22 protein-coding genes and 1 tRNA gene are annotated in these 25482 nt (G+C 66.4%); 10 read left to right on the top strand and 13 right to left on the bottom strand.

The features are described from left to right. Window positions 1-108: 108 nt before the first annotated feature. From ilvA to AC0QDI_RS22795, 5 genes are all read left to right on the top strand, one after another. Entirely contained in the window at window positions 109-1320 is a 1212-nt protein-coding gene (gene ilvA, locus AC0QDI_RS22775; RefSeq protein ID WP_474672138.1) for a threonine ammonia-lyase, read from the top strand. A 209-nt stretch (window positions 1321-1529) separates the two neighbouring features. Next, the gene (locus AC0QDI_RS22780) at window positions 1530-1919 is read left to right on the top strand and encodes a Rid family detoxifying hydrolase (protein ID WP_474672140.1); all 390 of its coding nucleotides are present in this window, start codon (window positions 1530-1532) and stop codon (window positions 1917-1919) included. A gap of 7 nt (window positions 1920-1926) precedes the next feature. Beyond that, complete coding sequence (locus AC0QDI_RS22785) at window positions 1927-2172, top strand: DUF7981 family protein (protein ID WP_474672142.1); 246 nt, start codon at window positions 1927-1929, stop codon at window positions 2170-2172. 47 nt (window positions 2173-2219) lie between these two features. After that, window positions 2220-2300, top strand: a tRNA-Ser gene (locus AC0QDI_RS22790). A gap of 496 nt (window positions 2301-2796) precedes the next feature. Beyond that, complete coding sequence (locus AC0QDI_RS22795; RefSeq protein WP_474672144.1) at window positions 2797-3579, top strand: SOS response-associated peptidase; 783 nt, start codon at window positions 2797-2799, stop codon at window positions 3577-3579. A 135-nt stretch (window positions 3580-3714) separates the two neighbouring features. Here the strand turns inward: AC0QDI_RS22795 and AC0QDI_RS22800 are convergent, their stop codons facing one another. The 3 genes from AC0QDI_RS22800 to prf1 all read right to left on the bottom strand — a co-directional run bounded on the left by AC0QDI_RS22800 (window position 3715) and on the right by prf1 (window position 7413). After that, window positions 3715-4758 carry a pentapeptide repeat-containing protein gene (locus AC0QDI_RS22800; protein WP_474672146.1) on the bottom strand — a complete coding sequence of 348 codons (1044 nt, stop codon included), beginning with the start codon at window positions 4756-4758 and terminating at the stop codon, window positions 3715-3717. Window positions 4759-4853: 95 nt separating this feature from the next. After that, on the bottom strand, window positions 4854-5783 hold the full coding sequence (locus tag AC0QDI_RS22805; protein WP_474672148.1) for an NAD-dependent epimerase/dehydratase family protein: 930 nt from the start codon (window positions 5781-5783) through the stop codon (window positions 4854-4856). A 370-nt stretch (window positions 5784-6153) separates the two neighbouring features. After that, window positions 6154-7413, bottom strand: coding sequence for a peptide chain release factor aRF-1 (gene prf1, locus AC0QDI_RS22810; RefSeq protein WP_474672150.1), 1260 nt, complete (start codon window positions 7411-7413; stop codon window positions 6154-6156). A gap of 252 nt (window positions 7414-7665) precedes the next feature. Between prf1 and minD the strand changes: the two genes are divergently transcribed. After that, window positions 7666-8595: a cell division ATPase MinD gene (gene minD, locus AC0QDI_RS22815; RefSeq protein WP_474672152.1), complete on the top strand. Its 930-nt coding sequence runs from the start codon at window positions 7666-7668 to the stop codon at window positions 8593-8595. A gap of 317 nt (window positions 8596-8912) precedes the next feature. Continuing rightward, the gene (locus AC0QDI_RS22820; protein WP_474672154.1) at window positions 8913-9446 is read left to right on the top strand and encodes a DUF8159 domain-containing protein; all 534 of its coding nucleotides are present in this window, start codon (window positions 8913-8915) and stop codon (window positions 9444-9446) included. Window positions 9447-9531: 85 nt separating this feature from the next. On the opposite strand, the gene argS is transcribed toward AC0QDI_RS22820, so the two are convergent. From argS to AC0QDI_RS22860, 8 genes are all read right to left on the bottom strand, one after another. Then, a complete protein-coding gene (argS, locus tag AC0QDI_RS22825; RefSeq protein ID WP_474672156.1) occupies window positions 9532-11319 on the bottom strand; it encodes an arginine--tRNA ligase in 1788 nt (595 codons plus the stop codon). Window positions 11320-11420: 101 nt separating this feature from the next. Continuing rightward, window positions 11421-12098 carry a uridine kinase gene (gene udk, locus AC0QDI_RS22830; protein WP_474672158.1) on the bottom strand — a complete coding sequence of 226 codons (678 nt, stop codon included), beginning with the start codon at window positions 12096-12098 and terminating at the stop codon, window positions 11421-11423. 89 nt (window positions 12099-12187) lie between these two features. Continuing rightward, window positions 12188-12724 (bottom strand): NUDIX domain-containing protein, encoded by a 537-nt coding sequence (locus AC0QDI_RS22835; protein WP_474672160.1) that lies wholly within the window; start codon window positions 12722-12724, stop codon window positions 12188-12190. A gap of 26 nt (window positions 12725-12750) precedes the next feature. Then, window positions 12751-13908, bottom strand: a complete 1158-nt coding sequence (locus tag AC0QDI_RS22840) for a pyridoxal-phosphate dependent enzyme (protein WP_474672162.1) — start codon at window positions 13906-13908, stop codon at window positions 12751-12753. 2 nt (window positions 13909-13910) lie between these two features. After that, window positions 13911-14870 carry a succinylglutamate desuccinylase/aspartoacylase family protein gene (locus AC0QDI_RS22845; protein WP_474672164.1) on the bottom strand — a complete coding sequence of 320 codons (960 nt, stop codon included), beginning with the start codon at window positions 14868-14870 and terminating at the stop codon, window positions 13911-13913. Between the two features lie 57 nt (window positions 14871-14927). Beyond that, entirely contained in the window at window positions 14928-15764 is an 837-nt protein-coding gene (locus tag AC0QDI_RS22850) for a proline dehydrogenase family protein (RefSeq protein WP_474672166.1), read from the bottom strand. Between the two features lie 696 nt (window positions 15765-16460). Beyond that, window positions 16461-18659 (bottom strand): DNA mismatch repair endonuclease MutL, encoded by a 2199-nt coding sequence (mutL, locus tag AC0QDI_RS22855; RefSeq protein WP_474672168.1) that lies wholly within the window; start codon window positions 18657-18659, stop codon window positions 16461-16463. 101 nt (window positions 18660-18760) lie between these two features. After that, window positions 18761-19561, bottom strand: a complete 801-nt coding sequence (locus AC0QDI_RS22860; protein WP_474672170.1) for an SDR family NAD(P)-dependent oxidoreductase — start codon at window positions 19559-19561, stop codon at window positions 18761-18763. A gap of 146 nt (window positions 19562-19707) precedes the next feature. On the opposite strand from AC0QDI_RS22860, the gene AC0QDI_RS22865 reads away from it, so the two are divergent. Together AC0QDI_RS22865 and sugE are read left to right on the top strand one after the other, a co-directional pair. Beyond that, window positions 19708-20538: a YihY/virulence factor BrkB family protein gene (locus AC0QDI_RS22865; RefSeq protein ID WP_474672172.1), complete on the top strand. Its 831-nt coding sequence runs from the start codon at window positions 19708-19710 to the stop codon at window positions 20536-20538. Window positions 20539-20660: 122 nt separating this feature from the next. Continuing rightward, complete coding sequence (gene sugE / locus AC0QDI_RS22870) at window positions 20661-20984, top strand: quaternary ammonium compound efflux SMR transporter SugE (RefSeq protein WP_474672235.1); 324 nt, start codon at window positions 20661-20663, stop codon at window positions 20982-20984. Between the two features lie 11 nt (window positions 20985-20995). Here the strand turns inward: sugE and mutS are convergent, their stop codons facing one another. Continuing rightward, a complete protein-coding gene (mutS, locus tag AC0QDI_RS22875; protein ID WP_474672174.1) occupies window positions 20996-23782 on the bottom strand; it encodes a DNA mismatch repair protein MutS in 2787 nt (928 codons plus the stop codon). A gap of 502 nt (window positions 23783-24284) precedes the next feature. Continuing rightward, window positions 24285-24608, bottom strand: a complete 324-nt coding sequence (locus tag AC0QDI_RS22880; RefSeq protein ID WP_474672176.1) for a tRNA-binding protein — start codon at window positions 24606-24608, stop codon at window positions 24285-24287. A gap of 106 nt (window positions 24609-24714) precedes the next feature. On the opposite strand from AC0QDI_RS22880, the gene AC0QDI_RS22885 reads away from it, so the two are divergent. Further along, the gene (locus tag AC0QDI_RS22885) at window positions 24715-25482 is read left to right on the top strand and encodes a universal stress protein (RefSeq protein WP_474672237.1); all 768 of its coding nucleotides are present in this window, start codon (window positions 24715-24717) and stop codon (window positions 25480-25482) included.

Here is a 25482-nt window from a genome sequence, read left to right on the forward strand (position 1 = left end):
TGCTGCCCTGTCGCAGCACATCGCTGTTAGGGGGACGGTGGCGGGCCTGACACGGCTCTCCCGGTCCCCGACAGTAATCCTTACACCTCGTCCCGAGTAGACGGGCGTATGCTCGAACACTCGGATATTCTCGAGGCGCGCGAGCGAGTACGAGAGACATCTCGACACACGCCCCTCGAGCACTCGCACACCTATTCGTCGATGACCGGGGCCGATATCCGCCTGAAACTGGAGAACTTCCAGCGGACGGGCGCGTTCAAGATTCGCGGCGCGACGAACCGAATCGCGACGCTCTCGGCGGCCCAGAAGGAGGCGGGCGTCGTGACGGCCAGCGCGGGCAACCACGCGCAGGGGGTCGCGCTCGCGGCCACGCGATCGGGCGTCGATTCGAAGATCGTCATGCCCGAGCACGCGCCGATCTCGAAGGTCAAAGCGACCAAGAGTTACGGCGCGGAGGTCGTCCTCTCCGGGCGGGACTACAACGAGGCCGCCGAGCGCGCCCACGAACTCGAGCGCGAGGAGGACCGAACCTACGTCCACGCGTTCGACGACGAGTACATCATGGCCGGCCAGGGGACGATCGGCCTCGAGATCCTCGAGGACTGCCCCGACGTCGAAACGGTCGTCGCCCCGATCGGCGGCGGCGGTCTCATCAGCGGCATCGCGGTCGCGATCAAGGAGCAACGTCCCGACGTTCGCGTGATCGGGGTGCAAGCCGACGGCGCCTCGAGCGCCGCCGCGTCCCTCGCGAAGGGCGAGCGCGTCTCGATCGACGAGGTCGACACGATCGCGGACGGGATCGCGACCCGGAGTATCGGCGAGCGGACGTTCCCCTACATCCGGGAGTACGTCGACGAGGTCGTCACCGTCTCCGATCCCGAGATCGCCGTCGCGCTGGTCTACCTGCTCGAGCGCTCGAAGACCCTCGTCGAGGGCGCGGGCGCGGTGCCCCTCGCCGCCGTGCTGTTCGAGAAGTTCGACTACGCCGAAGACGAGGTCATCGTCCCCGCGCTCTGCGGCGGGAACATCGATCTCAACACGCTCGCTAACGTCATCGTCCGCGGACTGGTCGAGACCGGCCGCTATCTGAAGATCAGGACCGTCCTGAAAGACCGCCCCGGCGCGCTCGACGACCTCCTGGACATCTTCACCGAACACCGCGCGAACATCTACGCCATCCATCACGATCACACCTCCCGCGACGTCGAGATGAGCGATACCGAGGTCGAACTCGAACTCGAGATGCGCGGCCCCGACCACGTCGACGAGTTCCTGACGGCGCTCCGGGACGCGGGCTACGAGGTCGACGTGCTCGCCTGACGCGGAAGATCGCTATCCGGACCCATTCTGGACGGCCCCCTCGGTGGCTGTGGGACCGGGAGAGAGTGAACGTGACGACTTTCGGATTCGAGTGACATCGAACTCCTGTCCCGACCGTTCTCTCCGTTCGACGGATTGCAGTATCCGCTCTCGGAAGCGCGAACTCGACTTCGCCCGCTTTTAAGCCGACGCGGGGCGAGGGATCGAGCGTGAAACGAATCATCGAAACCGACGACGCGCCGGCCGCGGTCGGTGCCTACAGCCAGGCGACCAGCAACGGCTCGCTGGTGTTCACCGCCGGTCAGATTCCCATGACGGCGGACGGTGACCTCCTCGACGACGAGTCCATCGAGAACCAGACCGATCAGGCCCTCTACAACCTCGACGCCGTCCTCGACGAAGCGGGTGCGTCCTCCGAGGACATCCTCAAAGCGACCGTCTTCCTCGAGGACATCGACGACTTCGAGGCGATGAACGAGGCCTACGCCGACTACTTCGACGACCAGCCGCCGGCCCGCAGCGCCGTCGAGGTCGCCGCGCTTCCGAAGGGCGTCGGCGTCGAAATCGAAGCCATCGCGTCCGTCGACGAAGCCGAGTGAATCCGGCGTGAGTGGCTATCCGCCCGGGAGGATGGGAATCGATCCGCGGGCAAAATCCGCGTTCCTGTGGGGTGTGGTTGGGTTCCTCTCGTTTCTGGTGCTCATCCAGGGCTACACCCTGCTCGCCGAGCCGATCGTGACGATCGCCCAGGCGCTGGCGCTCGGCTCGCTGGTCGGTCTCGGAGCGGGGGTCGGCGCGTTCCTGCTCGAGCCGCGACTCGCTGCGCGAGCGGCGAATCGCGAGCAGGAGTGAGCACATCTCGTAACAGTTAAACAACGCACGCGGTTAGGATGATCTGAGCCAGGATGGCCGAATGGTAAGGCGCACGCCTGGAAAGCGTGTTCCCTTTGGGATTCAGGGTTCAAATCCCTGTCCTGGCGTTTCTACCGGAATCGATCGACGAGCAACGCGAGCACGGCCGACCGTAGCTCGAATCCCCTGCTCTGGCGCTTTCGCGGTTTTCACACCTGATAGCGGTGGCTATCAACGTCGCTACTGATCGACTGCGGACGGTCGGAAGGGGAGGGGTACGGGGAGAGCGCGTTACCGCTCGAGTTCGATCGGCGAATCGGTCGCGATCCAGCAGTCGGGGTCATCCGGATCTCTGAGTTCCAGATTGCCGCTTTGACACACCACCATTTCGTATTGATCCGTCATGCTGACCCCGCTGTCGACTCCATCGGGATCGGATATCGTAACGGGGCCCGTACCGCTCTCCCGAATCGGGGTAAGCGCTTCATACTACTGTGAACGGGCGTATTCCGAACTGATATTTCGCAGCGTCAGGCGGCAGTGAACGGCGGGTCCGGTCGCTACTGAACTATCACGGCGGCGGTGACTGGACAACTCTTTGGCTTGGCGACCCGATGATCGAGTATGTGCGGTCGCTACACGCTCGTCGTCGAGCAAGACGACCTCGAGACCCGATTCGACGCCCGCTTTCGGGACGATGCGTCCGAACCCGATTCGGAACCGGGATCGGGGTTCACCCCCCGGTACAACATGGCCCCCGGTCAGGAGTTGCCGGTGATCACCGGCGAGGAACCGGAGACGGTCCAGCGCCTCGAGTGGGGGCTGGTTCCCTCGTGGGCCGACGACGACAGCGGCGGACTGATCAACGCGCGGGCGGAGTCCGTCGACGAGAAACCGAGTTTCCAGGCGGCGTACGAGCGACGGCGGTGTTCTCGCGAGTCGAGCGAGCGAGAGCTCGACATGCCTTCGGCGGGTCGGTGTCTCGTTCCTGCGGACGGCTTCTACGAGTGGGTCGAGACGGACGACGGGAAGCGGCCGCATCGAGTCACGTTCGCGGACGACCGGGTGTTCGCGATGGCCGGCCTCTGGGAGCGCTGGGAACCGGAGACGACCCAGACGGGACTCGGCGCGTTCGGCGGCGGCGTCGACGAGCAACCCGACCCCGGTCCGCTCGAGACGTTTACCATCATCACGACCGAGCCGAACGACCTCGTCGCGGATCTGCACCACCGAATGGCGGTGATCCTCGAGCCCGACGCCGAGCGGCGGTGGCTGTCCGGCGAGGATCCGCGGGAACTGCTCGAGCCGTATCCGGCCGACGAGATGCGTGCGTACCCGGTGTCGACGGCGGTGAACGATCCGTCGACGGACGAGCCGTCGCTAGTCGACCCGCTCGAGGGCGGCTGACCGGCGGCCATACGAGCGCTCCGCTGGACAATCGCGGAACGGTGAGATGTCGATGGGCGAACGAGCGGAACGCCGTCACCGCCCCGCAGACCCGTTGTCAGCCGAGAGGGGGTCGATCGCCGCGTTCGCCGGTGATCAGTATCGAACGCTTCGCGTGAGGACGAAGACCAAAAGCGCCATCAGCAGCGAGCCGAGCAGCGTTTCGATGGCGGCGATGGTTCGAGCCAGCCCCTCCACCGGCTGGATGTCACCGTAGCCGAGCGTCGCGAACGTGATCACGCTGAAGTAGAGGCTCTTCAGGAACGCCTGCACGAGGACCCATCCGCGCGTCTCGGTGGGGTTTTCGATCTGATAGGTGACCGCGGTTTCGGCTCCGATCTCCTGAATGCCGCCGGTCAACGGGTACAGTATCGCACAGACGAGTATCAAGAGCAGCGAGGTCCCCACGACGCGCCAGGGACTCGTCCCGTAGTGCATGATCCAGCGCGAGCCGGCGAGCGTGATCGCGCGCCGGTACTCTCCGGTCCGCCAGGCCTGTCGTCGTCGGAAGTGCATCTCACGCAGGTAATACGCGTTGACCCGATTCGGGAACGCGTTCTCGTCGTAAACCCGCTGTAGCTCCCGGTATACCCACTGTGTGGATTCGATTTGCCCCGTCAACCCGTCGGGAGCCACCCCTCCCCCGAGCTCGGTCTCGTACACCGGTCGCTCCCCGAACGACGTCTCGAGGTTGAGTCGGACGTCGGTCAGTCCCGCGCGGTAGAGCCGCGCGCCGCGAAAGTCAGCACCGCGGAGGTCGGCGAAGACGAACACCGCGTCGTGGAGGTTGGCGTCTCGAAACGACGCGCCGTGGGCGTCGATGTCCCGAAACGTGGCTCGCCGGAGATCCGCCCCGGAGAGATCGGCGCCGTCGAGGACCGCGTTCGTGAAGTCGGCGTCGACGAGCGAACGCCCCGCGAGGAACGACGTGCCGCCCAGCTTCGCACCCTCGAAATTCGCGCCGTCGAGACGCTTTCCCGCCTCCGGTGCGTGGCGCTCGTATGCCTGCGTCGGAACGACGACGTCGGCGTGCCAGAGACAGCGGTCCGCTCCCTCCCACGTCGATCGCCAGCAACAGACCGCTCCGGCGTCCTCGACCCCGCTGCTGCTCGTTATGTGGCCGCATCGCTCCTCGCTCATAGACGTGCTGCGGGAAGACCGCTCTTACCGCTGGTGCCTGAAATACCCGCCGCTCGAGCACGTTCGCCGCGAAAGGAGCACCGCAGCCGACCGGTTCAACGCAGTTCGTCGATGATCTCGCGCGTCGACCGTCGGACCGCCTCGTCGCTCGAGAGGCGGGGCTCCCAGCCCAGCGCCGAGAGCTTCTCGATCGAGAGGCGCATCTTCGGCACGTCGCCGGTCCAGCCCCGCTCGCCGCCGGTGTACTCGCGCTCGGGATCGACGTTCAGTTCCTCGGCGACGATGGTCGCGATCCGGTCGACCGACGTCGTCGTGCGCGTGCCGAGGTTGTAGGTGTTCATCGCGTCGTCGGCGTGCTCGACGACGTGCAAGATGGCGTCGAGACAGTCCTCGAGGTGGAGGTAGGACTTCTCCTGTCGGCCGTCGCCGAGAATCGTCAGGTGCTCGGGGTCGTCCTGCAGCTTCTCGATGAAATCCGGGATCACCGCCCCGCGGAGGCGCGGCCCGACGACGTTCGCGAATCGGAAGTTCCAGACGGTGAGGTCGTGACTGTGGGCCCGCGCCGAGAGCAACCCTTCGTCGGCCAGCTTGCTCGCTCCGTAGGCGCTGATCGGCTCGAGGGGCGCGTAGTCCTCCGGCGTCGGTCGCGGGGCCTCGCCGTAGACCGTCGAGGAGGAGGTGTAGGCGATCTCGGTCACGCCGGCGTCGGCCATCGCCTCGAGGATGTTGCGCGTCATCCGCGTGTTGTCGTCGAACTGGCCGTGGGGGCGGTCCGTGTCGACGTGTTTCGACGCCGCGAGGTGGAAGACGAGGTCGACGTTCTCGAGGTGCCCCGCGAGCGCGTCGGGGTCGGTGAGATCGGCCTCGAGGAACTCGGCGTCGTCGGGGACGCGGTCGCGGTCGCCGTTCGAGCAGTCGTCGACGACGGTGACGTCGGTGCCGTCGGCGAGCAGGCGCTCGGTGAGGTGGGAGCCGATGAAGCCGGCTCCGCCCGTGACGAGTACGTGTCGGCTCGAGATGGACATGGTTAGTGGTTTGCTGACGGGGTGGTAAGTAGTTGGGTTTCGGCGTCATCGACGGACGGACGCGTCGATCGTCGGAACGAGAAATTCATCATACGGAGTCCGTGGACGAGGATGAGTGAAACAAGCGTTCTACTATCGTGGCGGCAGGGAATGGCCACACCCTCCCCAGCCGATTCGCTCGGTCATTCTTCCCTCGCTCATCCCTCGCGCAATGACGTCGGCCAGCCTCGCTAGCACTCGGCTGACCGACAGCGCGCGCCACCGCATACCAGTTGGTCTGGGTCGATGACACATCGCTACCCGTTACTGATCGCTTCGGTGGGAAGTACAGCAAGGTGAACAGCCATCGGAGACTGTGCGACTAGAGACCTTAGACGCCGGTCGAGTACCGCAGAATTCCCGCGAAGCCGCCGAAGGCGTTGAGGAGCTGTTCGCCCTTCTCGAAGTCCGTCGAGATGAACTTGGTCTCGGTGCCGCGCTGTTCGGCGATATCGATGAGGTGGTCGATGGCGTCCTCGCGGTCCTCCTCGGTCGCCTCGACGTCGGTGCCACACTCGGTACAGGAGTGTGTCGGGGTCGACTTCCGGCGGTCGACGACCTCGCGCTCGGTGGTGCCGCAGTCGGGACAGTCGTAGGTGATCACGTCCTTTCGAAGGTCCTCGCTGATCAGGAGGCGGTCGACCGACCCCATCATCAGGTTCCGGCGGGTCGGCTCGAAGCCGTAGGTCGCGAGGTCGCCGGCGTTGAGTTCCTCGAAGAACTCCTCCATCACCTTCTTGTCCTTCATCACCTCGGCGTCGGCGAGCGCGTCTTCGGCGTTGTCGACGAGGTCCTTTAGGCCGGATTCGTCGGTGTAGGCCACGTCGAACTTGCCCAGGACGGTGTCCTGCAGTTCGTGGTGGAGGTAGTCGCCGTCGAGGAACTCGTCTTTGGTCGGCGAGGGACCGCCGACGAGGATGCCGTCGAGTTCGTGGCGTCGCGGCACGAACAGGTCGTTCGCCATCCCCGCGACCTCCTGGTAGAAGTTGTCGATGGCCTCGAGTCGAAGCCGGGCGAATCGCTGGGCGGACTGGCCACCTTTTCGCTGCTTGCCGGGAACCAGCGAGGAGGCGGATTTGACCGGTTCGATGCGCTTGCCCTTCAGCCAGCCGACGTTGGCCTCGCGCCGGTCGAGGACGATCAGACCGTAGAGGCCCTTGTCGGCGAGCATCTCCTCTAAGGGTTCGGTCAGGAAGTCCGAGTCGCAGTGATAGCGGAAGGACTCGATCGGCTGGGGCGGGCTCTCGAGGACTTTGGTGACCATGTCGGTGCGGCCGCCGCCGGAGTCGACGGCACCGGAGAAGAGCACGATGCCGTTGTCCGGCGGAAAGGTATCGAAGTAGCGGAGTCGGTCTTTGATACTCGTCAGCGCGTCCTGGACGGCAGTTCTGGTCTGTTTGGACTTGATGTTGGCCGCTTCGCTGTGTTCTTGCGTGACGTGCTGGACGACGTCACTGATCTGTCTGTCGTCGGGAATGTAGATCGTCACGAGCTGCGTTCCGGAGCCGTCGTAGTCCTTGAGGTCCTCGATGACCTTCCGGAACTCGTACTTTTTCCGGTCCGAGTGCTCCTGCTCGCCCTCCTGGCTCATTAGCCGTATAAAACGCGGCTGTGGGTAAGAATCCTTTGACACACCTGCCGACGCGGGAGCGCGGGCCGATCGACGTCGATAGTGCTGGCTGCCGGCGAGTGGTCGTCACAGTCCCCGCCGACGCGTGACAGTCCCCAGTCGTACGCGAAACGCGCGGGGCGCCGTCGCCGACGTGAACTCCCCTGTAACGACGAGGGAGGTGTGGTCACGATTTAAGGTGGTGCCGTTCTAGGGTCCGGACAGTATCCGAGTATGTCTCACGAGACGGTCTACGCCATCGCGAGCGGGAAAGGCGGCGTCGGGAAGACGACGACGACGGTCAACCTCGGCACGGCCCTCGCAGAGGCCGGCGAGCGCGTCGCCATCGTCGACGTCGATCTCGGCATGGCGAACCTCGCCGGGTTCGTCAGCCTCACCCCCGACTCGACCACCCTTCACGACGTGTTAGCCGGAGATGCATCGATCGACGACGCCACCTACCGACTCGCGGACGACATCGTCGCCGTCCCGAGCGGAACCAACCTCGACGAGTACGCCGAAACCTCTCCCGAGGGGCTGCGCGATGTCGTCGAAGAACTGCGATCGCGCTTCGACTACGTCTTCCTCGACGTCGGCGCCGGTATCAGCCACGAGACCGTTCTCCCCCTGGGACTGGCCGACGCCGTCGTCCTCGTCTCGACGCCCGAACCCGCGGCCATCCACGACACGAAAAAGACGATCGAACTGACCGACCGCGCGGGCGGCGAAGTCGCTGGTCTCGTCCTCACCCGCACCCGGCCGGACGGCGACGTCTCCCACGACGAACTCGCCGACCGTCTCGAGGTGCCCCTCCTCGGGACGATTCCCGAGGATCCCGCGGCTCGTGACAGCGTCTACGCCGGGACGCCGCTGGTCGTCTTCGAGCCCGACGGACCCGCCGCCGTCGCTTACCGCCGCCTCGCGGCCGATCTGACCGGGACCGAGATCGACGTTCCGGAGCCCGACCGCGCCGGTGACGGGGATACCGCGTCCGCCGACGCCGAACGACCGGCGGCCGAACCGAACGCGGACGGCGGTGACGAGGTCGATGCGACCGATAGTGACGATGCGACCGGCGGTGACGATGCGGCCGATACCGACGAGCGCGAGGCGGCACACGACGACGTCTCGAGCGCGATCACGGAAGCCGAATCGGATCCCTGACGAGCGATCGTCCCCGTCGTGCCCACGATTACCGGTGGTAGGAACCACCTGATCCGTCGATTCCTGCACGCACCCGCCGTTCGTCCCGTCGTTTTGGCGATCGCGCGGGGATTCATTCTGCGGGGGTGGCACAGTAGTAGTCCGACAGCGCGCAACGAATTATGCGGCGTTTGATCGGTCGGTACCGTCGTCTGTATCGGTGTAGAGACACGCTACGAGCCCCCTTCCGTCCGTTCTCGAGTCGAAACGAGTGCGTTTCAGCGTCCGAGATAGTAACGAACTGATTACTAATCACTGCCGTTCTCGATGCCTCGCCCATGGAGCGACGAAAAATCCTCCTCGGCAGTGGCGCAGCACTCGCAACCATGCTCGCGGGTTGTTCGAGCGACGAAACCGGCGACGACTCGGACCCGAACGACGACGACGATGAGTCGCTCGGAAACGACGGGAACGATGGAAGCGACGGAACCGACGGGTCTGACGGCACCGACAAACCCGATGTCCCCGGTCTCGATCCAGACAAACTGAAGATCGACAGCGAGAAGATCTCGATCAAGGACGTCAACAAAGACGGTGACGAAGTCGATATCGTCGCGACGACGACGACCACCGACCCCGACACGCTGATGGCCGAACTCGAGTCGCTCGCGAGCGACATCGAATCGGCGATCACCGACCCCGAGGCGTTCGTGGCCGCGGTCAAGAGCGTCACCTGGGTGCTCGAGAAGGACGGGGCCAAGGTGATGTCGTTCTACGTCGACGTCCAGTGGGCGCTCGCGTTCATCAACGACGAGATGGACGAGGACGAGTTCGTCGATCGCGTTCTCGATACCGTCGACGAGACGTCGTAGCGGTCCCGTTGCGGTCGCCCGGTGACCTCCCGTTCTTTCGGAACCCGACTGATCGCGTAGCCGTGCGTCTCACCGAACCGCGATCCTACATCGAGCGCGGTGCGGCCACGCCGAGAATCGACAGCGCGTTGGCGACCGCGTGTTTCGAGGCGGCGACCAGTGCGAGTCGCGCGTCGCGGACGTCGGGATCGACGTCGTCGGCGAGCACCGGACACTCCCGGTAGAAGCCGTTGAACCGGTCGGCGAACTCGCGGGTGTAGGTCGCGATCTGGTGGGGCTCGAGGTCGTCGGCGGCCTCGTCGACGACCGCCGGGAACCGCGCGATCGTCTCGAGCAAGTCACGTTCGGCCTCGGTCTCGAGCAGGTCGGCGTCGAGGGCGTCGAGGGTCACTTCCTGCGCCGCGAGGTCGGTCTCGGGGTCGAGCCCGGCTGCTTCCAGGATTCCACAACAGCGCGCGTGGACGTACTGGACGTAGGGCGCGGACTGTGCCTCGAAGTCCAGCGCGCGGTCCCACTCGAAGGTGATCGCCTTCGTGGGCTGTTTGGAGACGATATCGTAGCGGACCGCGCCGATTCCGACCTGATGGGCGATGCGCTCGATGTCGGCCTCCGCTAGCTCGTCGTCGCGGATGCGGTCGTCCAGTCGGTCCTCAACCTCGTCGCGAGCGCGGTCGATCGCCTCGTCGAGCAGGTCGTCCAGATCGACGCCGGTTCCCCGTCGCGTGCTCATCTTCCCCTCGGGGAGGTTGACGTACGAGTAGAGCACCTGTCGGAGCTGGTCGGTCTCGTTGCCGAGCAACTCGAGGGTCGTCCGGACCTGTTTCGCCTGTAGCTTGTGGTCCTCGCCCAGCACCGTCACCGCGCGGTCGTACTCGTCGAACTTCCACTCGTGGTGGGCCAGATCGCGGGTGGCGTACAGCGAGGTGTCGTCCGCCCGCAGGAAGACGAGGTTCTTATCGATGCCGTGGTCCTCGAGCTCGAGCTGCCAGGCGTCTTCCTCGTAGACCGATTCGTCGAGTTCCTTGAGTCGTGCGACGAGGTCGTCGGTCGCACCCGAGCGCATGAACCGCGTCTCCTTGACGAACTCGTCGAACTCGGCGGGCAGGCGCGCGAGACACTCCGTCATGCCGCCCAGCACCTGATCGACGACTTCGCTGACCCGTTCGTAGGCCTCGTCGTCGCCCGCCTCGAGGCCCTGCATGATCGACTCGATCTCGGCCTCGGCGGCTTCGACCTCGTCCTCGGCGGCGTTCTCGAGGTAGGCGTTCCCCTTGCGGTAGTAGCGCACGAGGTCGTACTCGATGCGGTCGCGTTCGGGCTCGTCCTCGAGGTCGTCCTCGTCGAACGTCTCGTAGGCCCAGGCGAAGACGGCCATCTGCCGGCCGGCGTCGTTGACGTAGTAGTGGCGGTCGACGTCGTAGCCGGCGTACTCGAGCAGATTGCAGACGGCGTCGCCGATGATCGGGTTCCGGGCTCGGCCGACGTGGACCGGTCCCGTGGGGTTCGCGCTCGTGTGCTCGACGACGACCGACTCCTCGCGATCCGGCAGAGCGCCGTAGGTATCGCCGGTCGCCGCCTCGAGCGTCTCGGCGAAGTAGGCGTCGCTCGGCAGGAAGTTGAGGTAGGGACCCTGCGTTTGCACGTCCGACACGTAGGTCAGGTCGTCGGCGTCGATCTCGTCGGCGACCCGTCCGGCGACCTGTGGCGGCGGTGCGCCGGCCTCGCCGGCCAGTCGGAACGCCACGCTCGAGGCCAGGACGCTCTCGACGTCGTCCGGCGGCTCTTCGATCCCCAGATCGTCCGTGGGAAAGTCCAGCGTCGAGAGCGCCCCCTCGAGGGCGTCTTCGACCTCCGCGCGTAGGGAGAGGAACATACCCGCCCGTATTCAGGGCTCGAGTAAAGGAATGTCGGGTTTCGTCTCGGCGCGTCGTCTCGCCGAGCCGACTCGGAACCGAAACTGCAACGGGAACGCGGTCAGTCCGTCGTCCGATCAGTGAACGCCAACTCGCGGTCGGAGACGTCGAGTCGTTCCGACCCCTCCGGGAGTTCGGCCTGGACCTTCTCGATCAGGAGGTCGATCGCCATCCGGTTTGCCCCCTCGGGAATGATCACGTCGGCCCGCTTCTTCGTCGGCGCGACGAAGCGCTCGTGCATCGGTTTGACCGTCTCGAGGTACTGATCGATGACGCCCTCGAGGTCGCGCCCGCGCTCGATGACGTCGCGTTCGATCCGGCGGAGAATGCGGACGTCCGCGTCGGTCATGACGTACACCCGCAGGTCGAGGAGCTCTCGGATTTCCTCGTCGTGTAAGGCAAGAATTCCCTCGAGGACGATGATCTCAGAGGGCTCGACGGTGACGCGCTCGTCGGTACGGTTGTGCGCCTCGAAGTCGTACTGGGGCATCTCGATCGGCTGGCCTGACAACAGGGTCTCGAGTTGTTCCCGGAGCAGTTCCCACTCGAACGCGGACGGGTGATCGTAATTGACCGCCTGGCGTTCCTCGAACGCGAGGTGCGAGAGCTCCTCGTAGTAGTTGTCGATCGGAATCCGCGTGACCGCCTCGCCGACGGTCTCCGCGACCGTGCGTGCGACCGTCGTTTTCCCGGCTCCCGTGCCGCCGGCGATTCCCATGGCGAACGACGGTGTGCTCATCGTCCGAATCTGGGTCGGGTCGCTAATGAATCCCCTGATCCCGCGTCGACTCGATTCGACGATCCGTTTCGCTCCTCGAGTGCCACCGCTCACTCGAACGGGGCGGCGGCCTCGCGGAACCGCTCCTCGTGGACCGGGCGAAAGGTCTCGCTCGAGGCGTCGAACTCGCTCGGCGTCCAGAACCGGGCGTCCGTGGCGTCGCTGCCGGCCGTCGGCACCCCTTCAGCGTCGACCCGATCGGCGACGTAGTGGACCGTCACGACGTGTTTGCCCTCTCGGGGCGGCATCGCCGACGCGGCGAGGAGCTCGAGGTCGTCGGTACCGACGACGATGCCCGTCTCCTCTTCGAGTTCGCGGGCGGCCGCCGCCGCGGGCTCCTCGCCAGTCTCCACGTGGCCGCCGGGGATCGTCCACTCGCCGACGCCCGGGGGGACGCCGCGCTCGACGCAGAGCACGGCGTGCTCCCGACCGGATCGGTCGATCACGGCGACGCCGGCGCAGGGTACCGGGTTGTGCCAGACGATCGACGCGCAGTTCGGACACCGCACGCGCTCGCGGCCGTCGAACGTGATCGACTCGAGTCGGGTGCCACAGTCGGGGCAGAACGTCGGCGGTCGACTGACCATCTATCCGGGTTTTCGGACCGGACCGTTCAAAGCGTTTTGAATCCGCTTCCCGTCAGCGGCACGACGACGTCGTCGTCGTCGGCGACGACACCCTCCTCGCGGTACCGCTCGAGGGCCGCCGGGGCGACCGCACAGGTCGGCTCCACGTAGAATCCGTTGCGGTGGAGTCGGTCCAGCGCGGTCTCGATCGGGTCCCCACCGATCGCGATCGCGTCGCCGCCGGTTTCCTCGATCGCCTCGAGGATCTCGGTACCGCGGGCCGGTTCGGTGATCCGTATCCCGTCGGCGATGGCCGTCCCGTCGCCGTCTTCGTCGGTCGTCTCGCCGCCGATTGCCGCGACGATGGGCGCGTAGCCGGCCGCCTGCGCCCCGAGTAGGCGCGGCATTCCGTCGACGATTCCCGCCTCGTTCAACAGGGAGAATCCCCGGTACGCGCCGAGGAAGAGCGTCCCGTGACCCACGGGGAGGACGACGGCGTCGGGAACGGTCCACCCCTGCTGGGCGGCCACCTCGAATGCGAACGTCATGGTCCCGGCGTAGAACGCGGGGTTCCACGCGTGGCTGGCGTACCACCCCTCGCCCGTCTGGCGGGGCGCATCGCTGTCGCCGGCCGAGACGGAATCACCGTTCGAGCGCCCTTCGACGGCCCTGAGGCAGGCCGCGGTGACGTCTTCTCGAGTCCCCTCGATGCGAACGGGGCGCGCGTCGGCCCGCTGGATCGCCATCAGCTTCGACTGTTTGACGTCCGCCGGCACGTAGATGTCCGCCTCGAGCCCCGCGCGGGCCGCGTAGGTCGCGATCGATGCACCCGCGTTCCCGGAGGAGTCATCGATGACCTTCTCGACGCCGAGTTCGACCGCCCGCGAGAGGGTCGTCGTCGCGCCGCGGTCCTTGAACGACCCCGTCGGAAACACGTACTCGAGTTTGAACTGCGCGTCCCACTCGGGAGCCTCGACCATCGGCGTAAACCCCTCGTAGAACGTGACGTGTTGTTCGATCGGGAGGAACTCGAAGAAGGTCCACAGCCCCTCGCTCGTGTCCAGACTGTGCAGCGGGAGCGGATCGCCTTCCGGGTGAGGTCGCTCCGTAAACTCCAGACCGCGGCCGCACGCACAGCGCCACGGTTCGTCGGGACCGGCGTCGTAGCGGGTGCCACAGTCGGGACACGTGAGATCGGCCGGCATGGTCAGACGGTGTCGATGTCGGTTCCGACCGAGCAGACGTATTCGCCGGTCGCGACCTGCGGGAGTCGACGGATCCGCCAGAGGATGCCGTTGCCGTTGGCGGTGACGGTCGACTTCGGCTCGCCGAACGGCGTCGTCACCTCGAACAGCGTCTCGCCGCTCGCGACCCGCTCTCCCAACTCCTTTTGGAGGTCCACGAGGCCGCCGCTGGGAGCGCCGTATTGCTCGAAGCCGCTGGCCCGTACCTGGCGCTCCACGTCCGCGTCCTCATCGAGGTAGCCGTAGTACCGAAGGACGTTGAAGACGCCGTCGACCCCCTTCCGAATGCTCTCCTCGTCCCAGCCGACGGCCCCGCCGAGTTCGGGGTCGACGGTCGGGACCCCCTCGTTCGGCGCGGCGCGGGCCAACTGGCCGTCCGGCCCCTTCTGGTCGAGGATGTGCCCGCATCCGAAGACTCTCGCGAGTTCGAGACACTCGTCGTAGAGGCGGTGGCGCGTTCCGCATCGGACCCGGACCTCGTCGAGCATCCGGCTGGTCGACCCCTGGTGGAGATCGAGGATCACGTCGGCTCGGGTCGCGACGTCGAACGTCGCGGCGGCGATCCGCTCGCTCGAGGTCCCGTTCTCGTTGCCGGGATAGGCCCGGTTCATCTTCGTATCGTCGATCGGGTTGCGGTGTTCGGCCACCTGAAACGCGTGGTAGTTGACGATCCCGACGATCAAGATCGTGCCCGAGAGCTCGGCGGGATCGAGCCGGGGCACGAGGCGCTGGATCACGCCGACGCCGTTGAGTTCGTCGCCGTCACTGACCGCCTGTACGTAGAGCGTGTCTCCGGACGCCGCGCCGTTGATTACGGCGACCGGGAGCCCGAACGGGCTCCCGTCTCGCGTCTCGCCGACCTCGAGACGGCCCGTATCCATCTCGCCGGGCCCCGCGCTCGCGGTTCCGAGCGTCGTCGTCATATGTTCCTCACGATGGATCCGTTCGCCTTTAGCCTATCCTTTGATCTCGAGCGACGATCACCCGGTGAGGACGGCCCGGAGCGCGAACCGGAGGTTCTCCCGCCGTTCCATCACCCGACGGTAGAAGTAGGACTTCCAGCGCTCGCCGTAGGGGACGTACTGCCAGACCTCGTACTCGTCGGCCAACTCGTACTGGGCGTCCTCGCGGACGCCCATCAGCATCTGTACCTCGAACGCGGTACCGTAGCGCTCGTGGAGCGCCGTCGCGTACTCGAGCATCGCCGGATCGTGGCTCCCCACCGCGATCCCGCCGTCGTAGCGTTCGAACGCGTACTCGAGCAGGTCTCGGTACTCCCGATCGATTCGCTCTCCGTCCGCGTACGCGACGTCGGCCGGCGGATCGTACGCGCCCTTGACGAACCTCACCTTCCCGGGAACGTCTGCGAGGCGCCGCGCGTCCGCTCGAGTCCGCTTGAGGTTCGCCTGGACGCAGACGCCGACGCCACCTCCCCGCTCGCGAGCGACCGTCTCGAAGGCGTCCAGCGTCGCGTCGGTCGTCGTGTGGTCCTCCATGTCGATCCAGACGAAGACGCCGCGTTCGGCCGCCGCGTCGACGATCGCCGTTAGCTCGGTGCGGAAGACGTCCTCGCCGATATCCAATCCGAGTTGCGATGGCTTGACCGAAATGCAGGCCTCGAGCCTCGAGCCGGCGATGTCGGCGACGAGTCGGCGGTACTCGGCGGCGTCGGCCGCGACGGGATCGCGCTCGTCGTAGTGTTCGCCCAGCAGATTGACGACGGCCTTCACGTCGCGCTCGTTGAGTTGACGGACGTGCTCGAGCGCTTCCGCAGGAGACTCCCCCGCGACGAATCGGTTCGCGATGGGCGGGATCATAACAGAACGTCTAGTGGCGACGCGTAAGGGTGTTCCTCCGTTTCTCGGCGCGTTTCGACGGAGTAGCACGGGTCGTTCGACGGAGAGCGAGTCGCCGTTCGACGGTGACCGATCCGTCCCCCGTCCCTACGCGTCGTCGTCAGGTTCGTCGACGGAGAGTTTGTGGCCCGTTTCTCGACCGTGTTCCCGAATCACTTCCGCGGATTTTTCCCCGTCCCTCGTTACTTCCGTCGAGAAGTTGCACTCGTCACACACGATACGAACGGTCCGTACGTTTTGCTCGGGGGCCATTATACGCAGATCTCTGCTGATTCGTCCTGCTGGTCGTGTCTCGCTCGGAGCGACGGCTCGGTTCCGTTTGTCGTGGGTGTGTTATCTTCGATCATCTGTCTCAGCGGTGGGAAGCACGGATCCACTGCGATGCGTTCCGCGTGACCGCGACGGTGAGAGATGGCGGTACGTTCCGCGAGAGACCGAAAGTCCGGTTCGAGCGGCACCGTCACCGTCGGGACGCGAACACACGTGCTGAATCGTTGTTCCGTATGCTGAGGAGGTGCACCGCACTCTTAAATCTACGTATATATTAAACAGATCGATACTTTTGCCGACGAAGGAGACGTCCCCTCTCCGGAACGACGATTCGAGATCGGCTGTCAGACGAAGGAAACGCTCGGACGAGGGAGTCGCGGTCCAATCTCACCCCCCGTGGCCGGGATAGTCCCGCTCGAACCGGTCCTCGATTTCCGCCTCGTCGAACTGCACGATCACCGGTCGACCGTGCGGACAGGAGTAGGGATTCTCGCAGTCGTCGAGCGCGGACAGCAGATCGACGACCGAGCCCTCCGTCAGCGAGGTGTTCCCCGTGATCGACGGATAACACGCCAGATCCCCGAGGAACTCGTCGGCCAGCGCGTCGACGGTCTCGGCGCCCGCCTCGCGGTCGCCCGCGACGAACGACGCGAGGACGTCCCGCAACCGATCCGGCTCGAGCGTCTCCTCGAGCACCGCGGGGACGGTCGTCACCGCGACCGTCCGTTCGTCGACTCGGTCCGCGTAAAAGCCCAGGCGAGAGAGGGCCTCTCGGTAGTGTTCGAACGCCTCGGCCTCGGCGGCCGTCAGCTCGAGTTCCGCGGGCTCCGCGAGCGCCTGCGCGGTCGGGTCGTCGGCGAAGGCCGCCTGCAGGCGCTCGTAGTTGACCCGCTCGTCGGCGGCGTGCTGGTCGATCAAGACGAGTCCGTCGGCCGTCTCGCAGACCAGGTAGGTGTCGCGGAGCTGGCCGAGCAGTCGCAGCGACGGCAGCGAATCGAACTCGGATCGTTCCCCCGTCGCGGCCTCGCCGGCCAGCGTCCGCTGTTCGGTCGCGGCGTCGAATTTGCGTCCGGCGTCGGAATCGGCGCGGCGGCCTCGTTCCGTGCTCGAGCCGCTTTCCGTCTCCGTCGAGCCGGCCGCACCGTCACCGTCCGCGTCGGAGACCGGATCCGCGCTCGATTCCCTCACGTCCGTCGCATCCGTCGCTGGGTCGTTCCGCGGCGTCGCCGTCGGCCGATTGGCCGCCGCCGAGCCCTCCTCGGTCGGTGACTGCGAATCAGTCCCCGAATCCGCGCTCGAAGTCGCGGACGCGTCGGTCGACGGCGCATCGCCCGTCGCAGCGTCCGCCCCGTCGGCAGCCGAATTCCCCGGTTCGTTCCCGCCGTCGCCCGATCCGTCGGACGGCTTCGCGGCCTCCGTGGTGCGCTCGAGCGTCGCGGTCTCGTGGCCGTCCGGGTCGGGTTCGGTTCCGCGATCGCTGCCGGGTTCGACCCGCGCCTCGCCCGGGGCCGACCGACCGCGGGGCGCGCCCGACCGGAGCAGGCCGTGCTCGAGCAGCGCCGACTCCACGGCGGCGTCGACCTGCCGGCGGACCGCGTCGTCGTCGTCGAAGCGCACCTCCCGCTTTCTGGGGTGGACGTTCACGTCGACCGCGTCGCCGGGCACCGCCAGAAAGAGGGTGACGAAGGGGTAGCGGTCGCCGCCCAGTTGCGTGCCGTAGGCACCCATGATCCCCTCGCGGACGGCGTCGGCGGTCACCGCCCGGCCGTTGACGTACGTCGCGAGGTAATCCCGACTCGAGCGGTTCGTTTCGGGATGGGAAACGAGGCCGGAGACCGATTCCAGGGGGCCCGGCGGAAGCTCGTCGCCGCCGGCCTCGACGGGGATCATCGACGAGGCGACTTCGCGACCGTAAACCGAGAGGACGGTGGCCTGCAGGTCACCCTGCCCGGTCGTCGAGAACACCTCGCGGCCGTCGTGGGTCAGCGTGACCGCCACGCCCGGGTTCGCGAGCGCGTAGCGCGTGACGACGCGGTTGACGTGGGCGAACTCCGTCGCCGTCGTCTTGAGGAACTTCCGGCGGGCCGGCGTGTTGTAAAACAGGTCCGCGATTTCGACCGTCGTTCCCTCGGGACAGCCCGTCGGCTCGACCGAGACCACGTCGCCGCCCTCGGAGACGAGTTCCGTTCCCGCGCCGTTCGCCCCGCGGGGTCGCGAGCGGATAGTCAGTCGCGACACCGACCCGATCGTGTGCAACGCTTCACCGCGGAAGCCGAGCGTGGCGACGCCCGACTCGAGGTCCTCGAGCCCGTCGATCTTGCTCGTCGTGTGCTCGCGGACGGCCGCGCGGACGTCCGCCTCGGACATCCCCGCTCCGTCGTCGGCGACGCGAATCAGCTCCGTGCCGCCCTCCTCGACGGTGACGTCGACGCTCGAGGCGTCGGCGTCGAGGCTGTTCTCCACGAGTTCCTTGACGGCGCTGGCGGGGCGCTCGACGACCTCGCCGGCGGCGATGCGGGCGACGGTGTCCTCGTCTAACTGGTGGATATCCGTGTCGTCCTGGGGGTGGGTACTCTCGTCACTCATGTTGATGTGGCGTCGGCGCGGCGATCGGTTCCGACGCGTCCGCTGTGTTGGATACAGGTAGTGACGGCGGCTGGTTAGGTCTTCCGTCCCGCGGGGCGCCGTCAGTCCTCGAGCCCGAGGTCCTGCGACATCGAATTCCCCGCCCGCGGCACGCCCTTGACCGTCACGGTTTCGCCGTTCATGAACGAGGCGGCGGGACTCGAGAGGAACTGGGCGACGTCGGCGATGTCCTCCCCGTAGCCGATGCGGCGGTCGGTCTCTTCGCGGGGCGGCATGTCCTCGCTGTCGATCCCCAGCGTCTCGGCGACGCCGGGCGTCTGGATGAGTCCCGGGGCGATACAGTTGACGCGGATGCCGTCCTCGGCCCACTCGACGGCGAGCGTCTCGGTCAGCCGGATGATCGCCGCCTTCGACGCGCCGTAGTGGCTCTCTCCGGGGGCCGCGTGCTGGCCGTTCACGCTCGAGAGGTTGATGATGACGCCGCCGTCGCCCTCTCGCATGACTTCCCCCGCGAGCTGCGTACAGTGGACCGTGCTGTTGAGGTTGAGGTCGACGATGGTCTGCCAGCCGTTGGCCGAGATGTCCTCGAACGCCGCGACGAACTCGCCGCCGGCGTTGTTGACGAGGATATCGATATCGCCGAACTCCTCGACCGTTTCGTCGACGAGATTCTGGACCTGGTCGCGCTCGCGGACGTTACACTCGACGGCGAGCGCCTCGCCCGCGTCGTCGGCCTCGTTAATTCCATCTGCAACCGGCCCCACGCGGTCCATCGACCGCGAGCAGATCGAGACGTTCGCGCCGCCGGCCGCGAGCGTCTCCGCGATCGACTGCCCGATTCCCTGGCTCGCGCCGGTGACGATGGCGGTCTTCCCTGCCACGTCGAAGTCTGCTTCGTGCATCGTGCTAACGACTGTCCTATCGGCTCAAAACGGTTCCGATGGCGCTCGAGTAGCGGCGTTTCCGCAATCGATCGACACCCGTCGGGTCGCCGGCGGACGGCGAGTGCCGGCGCCGCGCTTTTCGTGACCACAGTCCTCCGTCCGATATGGACACGCGACGGATCCGCTCCGTCGCTCGAGACGTGGTCGTCGTGGTCCGCGAGCAAAACGTGGCGTTCATGGCGGGCAGTATCGCCCACGCGGCGTTCCTCTCCCTGCTCCCGCTCTTGCTCCTCCTGTTGATCGTCGTGGGTGCGGTGGGCAACGAGTATCTGACCGACCAGGTCGTGCGGATGGCCCGCGATCACCTCAGCCCCGCCGGACGGGGGATCGTCTACGAGGCGCTGACCCACGCCTCGGAGCGCGCGGGCGCGTCCCTCATCGGGGTCGCCTCGCTGCTGTGGGGCATGGTGCGCATCTTTCGCGGACTGGATACCGCGTTCGACGAACTGTACGGGAAGACCGAGAGTTCGCTCCGCGAGCAACTCGTCGACGGTCTCGTCGTCGCCGTCGTCGTCGTGATCGCCACGGTCGGGACCAGTCTCGCGACGGCCACGCTGGCGGCGGTCGACCACCCCGTCGTGGTCGGACTGACTCCGATCGTGTTGTTCGGGGGACTCGTCGTCGCGTTCTTTCCCATTTACTACGTCTTCCCGGATCTGGACGTCTCGGCACGTGAGGCCATGCCCGGAACCGTCATCGCCGCCGCGGGCTGGGTCGTCCTCGAGATCGTCTTCGGGATCTACGCGGACTTCGTCAACACCGTCGGAACCTACGACACGTTCGGCGCGGTCATCCTCCTGCTCGTCTGGCTCTACGGCACCGCGTTCGTTCTGCTGGTCGGCGCGGCGGTGAACGTCGTGATCGGCGAGTCCCACCCGGACGGAAGCGCCAGTCCCAGCGACGGGCGGGACGCGGCCGGCTCCGTCCGCGGGTAGCCGACGACGAGAGCGGCGACCCCCTTCCACACTCCAAACGTCGTCGGTCGGAGACCGGAACCCGGTCGGCCCGATGGATGTCGGAATCTATAGCCATCCTGCGCCGAGAGTTCGAATCGAAAATGTCGTGGTATCTCCTCCTCGTCGCGGGCCTGTTCGAAATCTGCTGGGCGATCGGCCTCCAGTACTCCGACGGACTCTCGAAGCCGATTCCGACGGCCGCCACCGTCGTCGCCCTCGTCATTAGTATGGTGTTACTGGCGCGGGCCGTCGAAGACCTCCCCGTGGGCACGGCCTACGCGGTCTGGACCGGTATCGGGGCCGTCGGAACGGCCTCGCTCGGAATCGCCCTGTTCGACGAGCCGGCCACCCTCGCTCGGATCGCGTTCATCGGCGTCATCGTCGTCGGGATCGTCGGTCTTCACCTCGTCTCCGGCGGGCACTGACTCGAGACCGCTCACTCCTCGAGTCGCTCCTGTAACTCCTGGACTTTCGAGACGAGTTCGATCGGCGGCGTCGTGTTCACGTCGATCGACTCGAGGTCCTCGAGGACGGCTTCGGTGTCGGGATCGATCGGTCGGGTGTCGGAGTCGCCTGCCAACGATTCGGTGTCAGAATCGGTCTCCATCGGACCGCCGTCGGTCGATGCCGCCTGTGCCTGCGCCCGGCCCTGCTCTCCCTGCGTTTGCATCGTTCCGCTCCCCAGATCGAAGACCGCTTGGACGGAGTCGCTCGAGGGGCCGCCTTTCGCCTCGATGGCCTTCTCCTCGCGCAGTCGCTCGAGGACGTCCCTCGAGCGGTCGACGACGGGGTCGGGGACGCCGGCGAGGTCGGCGACGTGAATCCCGTAGGAGCGGTCGGTCGGGCCGTCGCGGACGGTCCGGAGGAAGGTCACCTCGCCGTCGCGTTCGTCCGCCGCGACGTGAACGTTGGCGACGCGGGGAAGGTTCTCGGCGAGTCCGGTCAGTTCGTGGTAGTGGGTCGCAAAGAGGGTCTTGGCCTGCACCTCGTTGTGCAGGTACTCAGTCGCCGCCCACGCGATCGAGATGCCGTCGTAGGTCGCGGTGCCCCGTCCGACCTCGTCTAAAATGACCAGCGACTCCTCGGTCGCCGTGTGGAGGATGTTCGAGAGCTCGCTCATCTCGACCATGAACGTCGAGCGGCCCTGCGCGAGTTCGTCCAGCGCGCCGACGCGGGTGAAGATGCCGTCGACCAGCCCGATCTCGGCCTCCTTCGCCGGAACGAAGCTCCCGATCTGGGCCAGCAAGACGATACAGGCGACCTGACGCATGTACGTCGATTTTCCCGACATGTTGGGTCCGGTCACCACGAGAAACCCCCGCTCCTCGTCCAGGTGCACGTTATTGGGAACGAACTCCGTCGTCTGCTCGACGACGGGATGACGGCCCTGCTCGATCTCGAGTCGGTCACCCTGGTGCAACTCCGGCTGAACCCAGCGGTTCTCCGCCGCGTGGGTCGCCAGACTCGCGAGCGCGTCGACCGTCGCCAGCGCCCGCCCCACGTCCTGCAGCAGTTCGGCCCGCGTGGCGACCTCGTCGCGGAGTTCCTCGAAGAGTTCGTACTCGAGGTCGCCGCGTCGCTCCTCGAGTCGGAGGATCTCGCGCTCCTTTTCCTCGAGTTCGTCGGTCGTAAAGCGCTTCGAGTTCTTGAGCGTCTTGATCTCCTCGTAGTGATCCGGGACGCCGTCGGCGGCGGACTTGCCGACCTGGATGTAGTAGCCGTCGGTCCTGTTCCGGTCGACGGTCACGTGACTCAGGCCGTACTGACGCTTCTCGCGGTCGGCGAGCGTGTCGAGCCACTCCTTGATCGCCTCGTGGCGTTCGATCACCTCGTCGAGTTCGTCGTCGTACCCACGCCGGAGGAGTTCGCCCTGCGTCACCGTCGACGGCGGCTCGTCGGCGATGGCCTCCGCAAGCGTTTCGCGCAACTCGCGGGCGGCGTCGCGATCCGGCCGGTCGACGATCTCCGAGAGGGGTGAGTCGGCCAGATCCGGGTTCGACGCGACGGCGTCGGCCAGCGCGGGCAGGACCGCGAGCGTCTCCCGGACCGCGAGGAGGTCCCGCGCGTCCGCACTGCCGTGGGTCGCCTTCGAGGCGAGGCGGGCAAGATCGTATGCCTCACTCAGCGTGTCCTGCAATTCGTCGCGGGCCAGCGCCGCCGTCGAGAGCGCGGCCACGCTCTCCTGTCGTCGCTCGAGGGTCTCGAGCGAGCGCCGGGGCCGCTGGAGCCACTCCTTGAGCAGGCGGCCGCCGGCGCTGGTCTCGGTGTGATCGATCGTCGCGAACAGCGACCCGTCACGCTTCCCTTGTCTCGAAGTGGCGGAGCCACTTCGATGACTCGTCGAAGTCCCATCGGGACTTCGAGACATGGTCTCGGTCAGCTCGAGGTTGCGCTGCGTGGTCGCGTCGAGCGTGACGTGATCGTCGCCGTGGTGGGCCTGGATCCGGGTCATCGAGGCGAGCACGCCCGCGCCGGTCTCCTCGACGTAGGAGAGGATCGCACCGGCGGCCGCGACGGTCGGATCCGCGACCGACAGCCGGTCGACGGTTTCGGCGCCGAACTGCTCGCGAACCGCGTGATCCGCCCGCTTCGGCGCGAACGCTTCGGTTTCGTGGAGGGTCAGCGTCGCGTCGGTCCGGTCGCTGACGGCGTTCAGCAGGTCGTCGTCGGCTCGCGCCTCGGGTCCCGGCAGTACTTCGACCGGATCGAAACGGTACAGCTCCGTCAGCGCGTCGTCGATGTCGGCGGCGTCGGCGACGAGGAATCGTCCGGTCGTCACGTCGGCGAAAGCGAGGCCGTAGCTCGAATCGGTCGTCGAACCGCCGCTCGAGCCGCCGGCGCTCCCGCTGCCGTCGACGACCGCCGCGAGATACTGGGCGTCGGCGTCGCTGGTCTCGAGCAGGGTGCCGGGCGTCACGACGCGAACGACTTCGCGCGCGTGGCCGGAGTCGGTCTCGTACTGGTCGGCGACGGCGACGCGGTAGCCGCGTTCGACGAGGGCCTTGAGGTAGGGGGTGAGATCGTCGATCGGCACGCCGGCCATGGGGTACGACGAGCCGTGGGAGGACTTCTGGGAGACTTTGAGGTCGAGTTCTTCGCTGACGATCTCGGCGTCCTCGCCGAAGAACTCGTAGAAATCGCCACACTGCATCGTCAGTAGTTCGGCGTCGGTCTCCTCTTTCAACGAGAAGAACTCTCCGACGATCCCCGTCGCCTCGGTCATATCCGGAGACTGTCCTTCCATCGCAAAAACCCTGCGGGATCCGCGGTGAAAGTGGTCGGGTCGCGACCGATTACACCGTCTCCTAGAGACCGAGTGACCTCGAGAACCAGCGGCTCACCGAAATACGCCGAATCAGTGTCTCGGAAACGTCGGCCGGAGGCCGACGCCGAATCCATCCGGTGTGGTGGACGTGGTAGGTGGGTGATCGGAATCGTCGGATGGATGCTGTCACGGTGAGACGATATCCGATCCGTAGCGAGGGGGCGGTGATGTCTCGGGAAGTTCGGACGGTTCGGCTGGCAACGACTGGATCCGCTCCGCCTCGCCACACAGGCTCTTCGGGGCTGCTGTGTATACTTATTAGGCAGTTAAAGCGATACCGGCGGGTACAACGGGTGCGTCGGCCCGGGTCGCTCGGCCGCGTGCAGCGACGATCTATCTGCGGACGACACCGGTGCACTCGAAGGGACGGTCCACACGCTCGGTCCGACGACGAGACGGGTCAGTACAACGTCCCGCCGAGGGGAACGTCGTCGTCCGGCGACACCAGTACGGGATACCCCTCCTCGCTGGGGACGCCGACGGTCAGCGCCTCGGATTTGAAGCCCGCGATCCGGACCGAACCGAGGTTCGTCGCACAGAGCACTCGTCGACCGACGAGGTCCGCGGCGTCGTAGTGGTGGTCCAGTTGGCCGGCGGACTGGATCTCCCTCTCGCCGAGGTCGATCCGGAGTTTGGTCATCTTCGGCTTCTCGGCTTCGGGGAACGGTTCGGCCTCGATCACCTCGCCGACTTCGATGTCGACGTCGAATGGACTCTCGACCATGGGCAGTGGTAGCGGTGCCACCGAAAATTAGGTACCGGTCTCGAGTCGACTCCGCCGGCACGGGGTATATGACGCGCTCCGTGGTAGCGTGATGGCACCTCTGGTCATGATAACACCTCGCGCACATCGCGTGCTGGTCCCGATTGATGTCCTCGAGGGCCAGACCGTTCCGGCGACGATCGTCGACGCGTTCGCGTCGATCCCGGTCGTTCTGCTCGGCTATCGCGAAATCCCCGACCAGACCGGACCGGATCAGGCGCGCGACCAGTACGGTGACCGCATGCGGGCCGAACTCGCGGAGCGCAGGACGGTGTTCGAGGATGCCGGCTGCGACGTCACGACCCGGTTGGCGTTCACCCACGATCGATTGCAAACGTTCGAACGCGTCGCCGTCGACGAGTCGTGTGACGCCGTCCTGGTGCTCAACCCGGCACCGATCCTCGAGACGATGCTCGTCGCGATTCGAAGCGACGTCAACGTCGAACACATCGCCCGACTGCTCGAGACGATTCTCGAGGGAACGGACCTCGAGCTAACGCTCTTTCACGTCGTCTCGGACGAAGCGAGGCGAGACGAGGGCGTGGAACTGCTCGAGACGGCGCGTTCGGAACTGCTAGCTACCGGGATCGACGAGGACCGGATCGACAGCACGGTCGTCGTCGACGACTCGCCGACGGCGGCCATCCTCGAGGCCGCGGCCGATCACGACCTCATCGTCGCGGGCGAGAGTCGACCGTCGATCCGTCGGTTCGTCTTTCGGGACCGTGCCGAACGGTTGGCCCGGCGGACGGTCGATCCGGTCCTCGTCATTCGGGGGGAGTACCTCGAGTCGGAGAGCGACGAGGAGACGGCGAACGGCGAGGCCGACGGCTGA

Source organism: Natrinema sp. LJW11 (assembly GCF_056135975.1).

Bases quoted from the DNA above. Each gene is read 5' to 3' on its own strand.
- AC0QDI_RS22805 (WP_474672148.1), bottom strand. From the start codon at position 5,783: ATGTCCATCTCGAGCCGACACGTACTCGTCACGGGCGGAGCCGGCTTC.
- AC0QDI_RS22840 (WP_474672162.1), bottom strand. From the start codon at position 13,908: ATGCCGGCCGATCTCACGTGTCCCGACTGTGGCACCCGCTACGACGCC.
- AC0QDI_RS22865 (WP_474672172.1), top strand. From the start codon at position 19,708: ATGGACACGCGACGGATCCGCTCCGTCGCTCGAGACGTGGTCGTCGTG.
- AC0QDI_RS22835 (WP_474672160.1), bottom strand. From the start codon at position 12,724: ATGGTCAGTCGACCGCCGACGTTCTGCCCCGACTGTGGCACCCGACTC.
- AC0QDI_RS22845 (WP_474672164.1), bottom strand. From the start codon at position 14,870: ATGACGACGACGCTCGGAACCGCGAGCGCGGGGCCCGGCGAGATGGAT.
- mutL (WP_474672168.1), bottom strand. From the start codon at position 18,659: ATGAGTGACGAGAGTACCCACCCCCAGGACGACACGGATATCCACCAG.
- AC0QDI_RS22820 (WP_474672154.1), top strand. From the start codon at position 8,913: ATGGAGCGACGAAAAATCCTCCTCGGCAGTGGCGCAGCACTCGCAACC.
- ilvA (WP_474672138.1), top strand. From the start codon at position 109: ATGCTCGAACACTCGGATATTCTCGAGGCGCGCGAGCGAGTACGAGAG.
- prf1 (WP_474672150.1), bottom strand. From the start codon at position 7,413: ATGAGCCAGGAGGGCGAGCAGGAGCACTCGGACCGGAAAAAGTACGAG.
- udk (WP_474672158.1), bottom strand. From the start codon at position 12,098: ATGAGCACACCGTCGTTCGCCATGGGAATCGCCGGCGGCACGGGAGCC.
- AC0QDI_RS22800 (WP_474672146.1), bottom strand. From the start codon at position 4,758: ATGAGCGAGGAGCGATGCGGCCACATAACGAGCAGCAGCGGGGTCGAG.
- sugE (WP_474672235.1), top strand. From the start codon at position 20,661: ATGTCGTGGTATCTCCTCCTCGTCGCGGGCCTGTTCGAAATCTGCTGG.
- argS (WP_474672156.1), bottom strand. From the start codon at position 11,319: ATGTTCCTCTCCCTACGCGCGGAGGTCGAAGACGCCCTCGAGGGGGCG.
- minD (WP_474672152.1), top strand. From the start codon at position 7,666: ATGTCTCACGAGACGGTCTACGCCATCGCGAGCGGGAAAGGCGGCGTC.
- mutS (WP_474672174.1), bottom strand. From the start codon at position 23,782: ATGACCGAGGCGACGGGGATCGTCGGAGAGTTCTTCTCGTTGAAAGAG.
- AC0QDI_RS22850 (WP_474672166.1), bottom strand. From the start codon at position 15,764: ATGATCCCGCCCATCGCGAACCGATTCGTCGCGGGGGAGTCTCCTGCG.
- AC0QDI_RS22880 (WP_474672176.1), bottom strand. From the start codon at position 24,608: ATGGTCGAGAGTCCATTCGACGTCGACATCGAAGTCGGCGAGGTGATC.
- AC0QDI_RS22860 (WP_474672170.1), bottom strand. From the start codon at position 19,561: ATGCACGAAGCAGACTTCGACGTGGCAGGGAAGACCGCCATCGTCACC.
- AC0QDI_RS22885 (WP_474672237.1), top strand. From the start codon at position 24,715: ATGATAACACCTCGCGCACATCGCGTGCTGGTCCCGATTGATGTCCTC.
- AC0QDI_RS22795 (WP_474672144.1), top strand. From the start codon at position 2,797: ATGTGCGGTCGCTACACGCTCGTCGTCGAGCAAGACGACCTCGAGACC.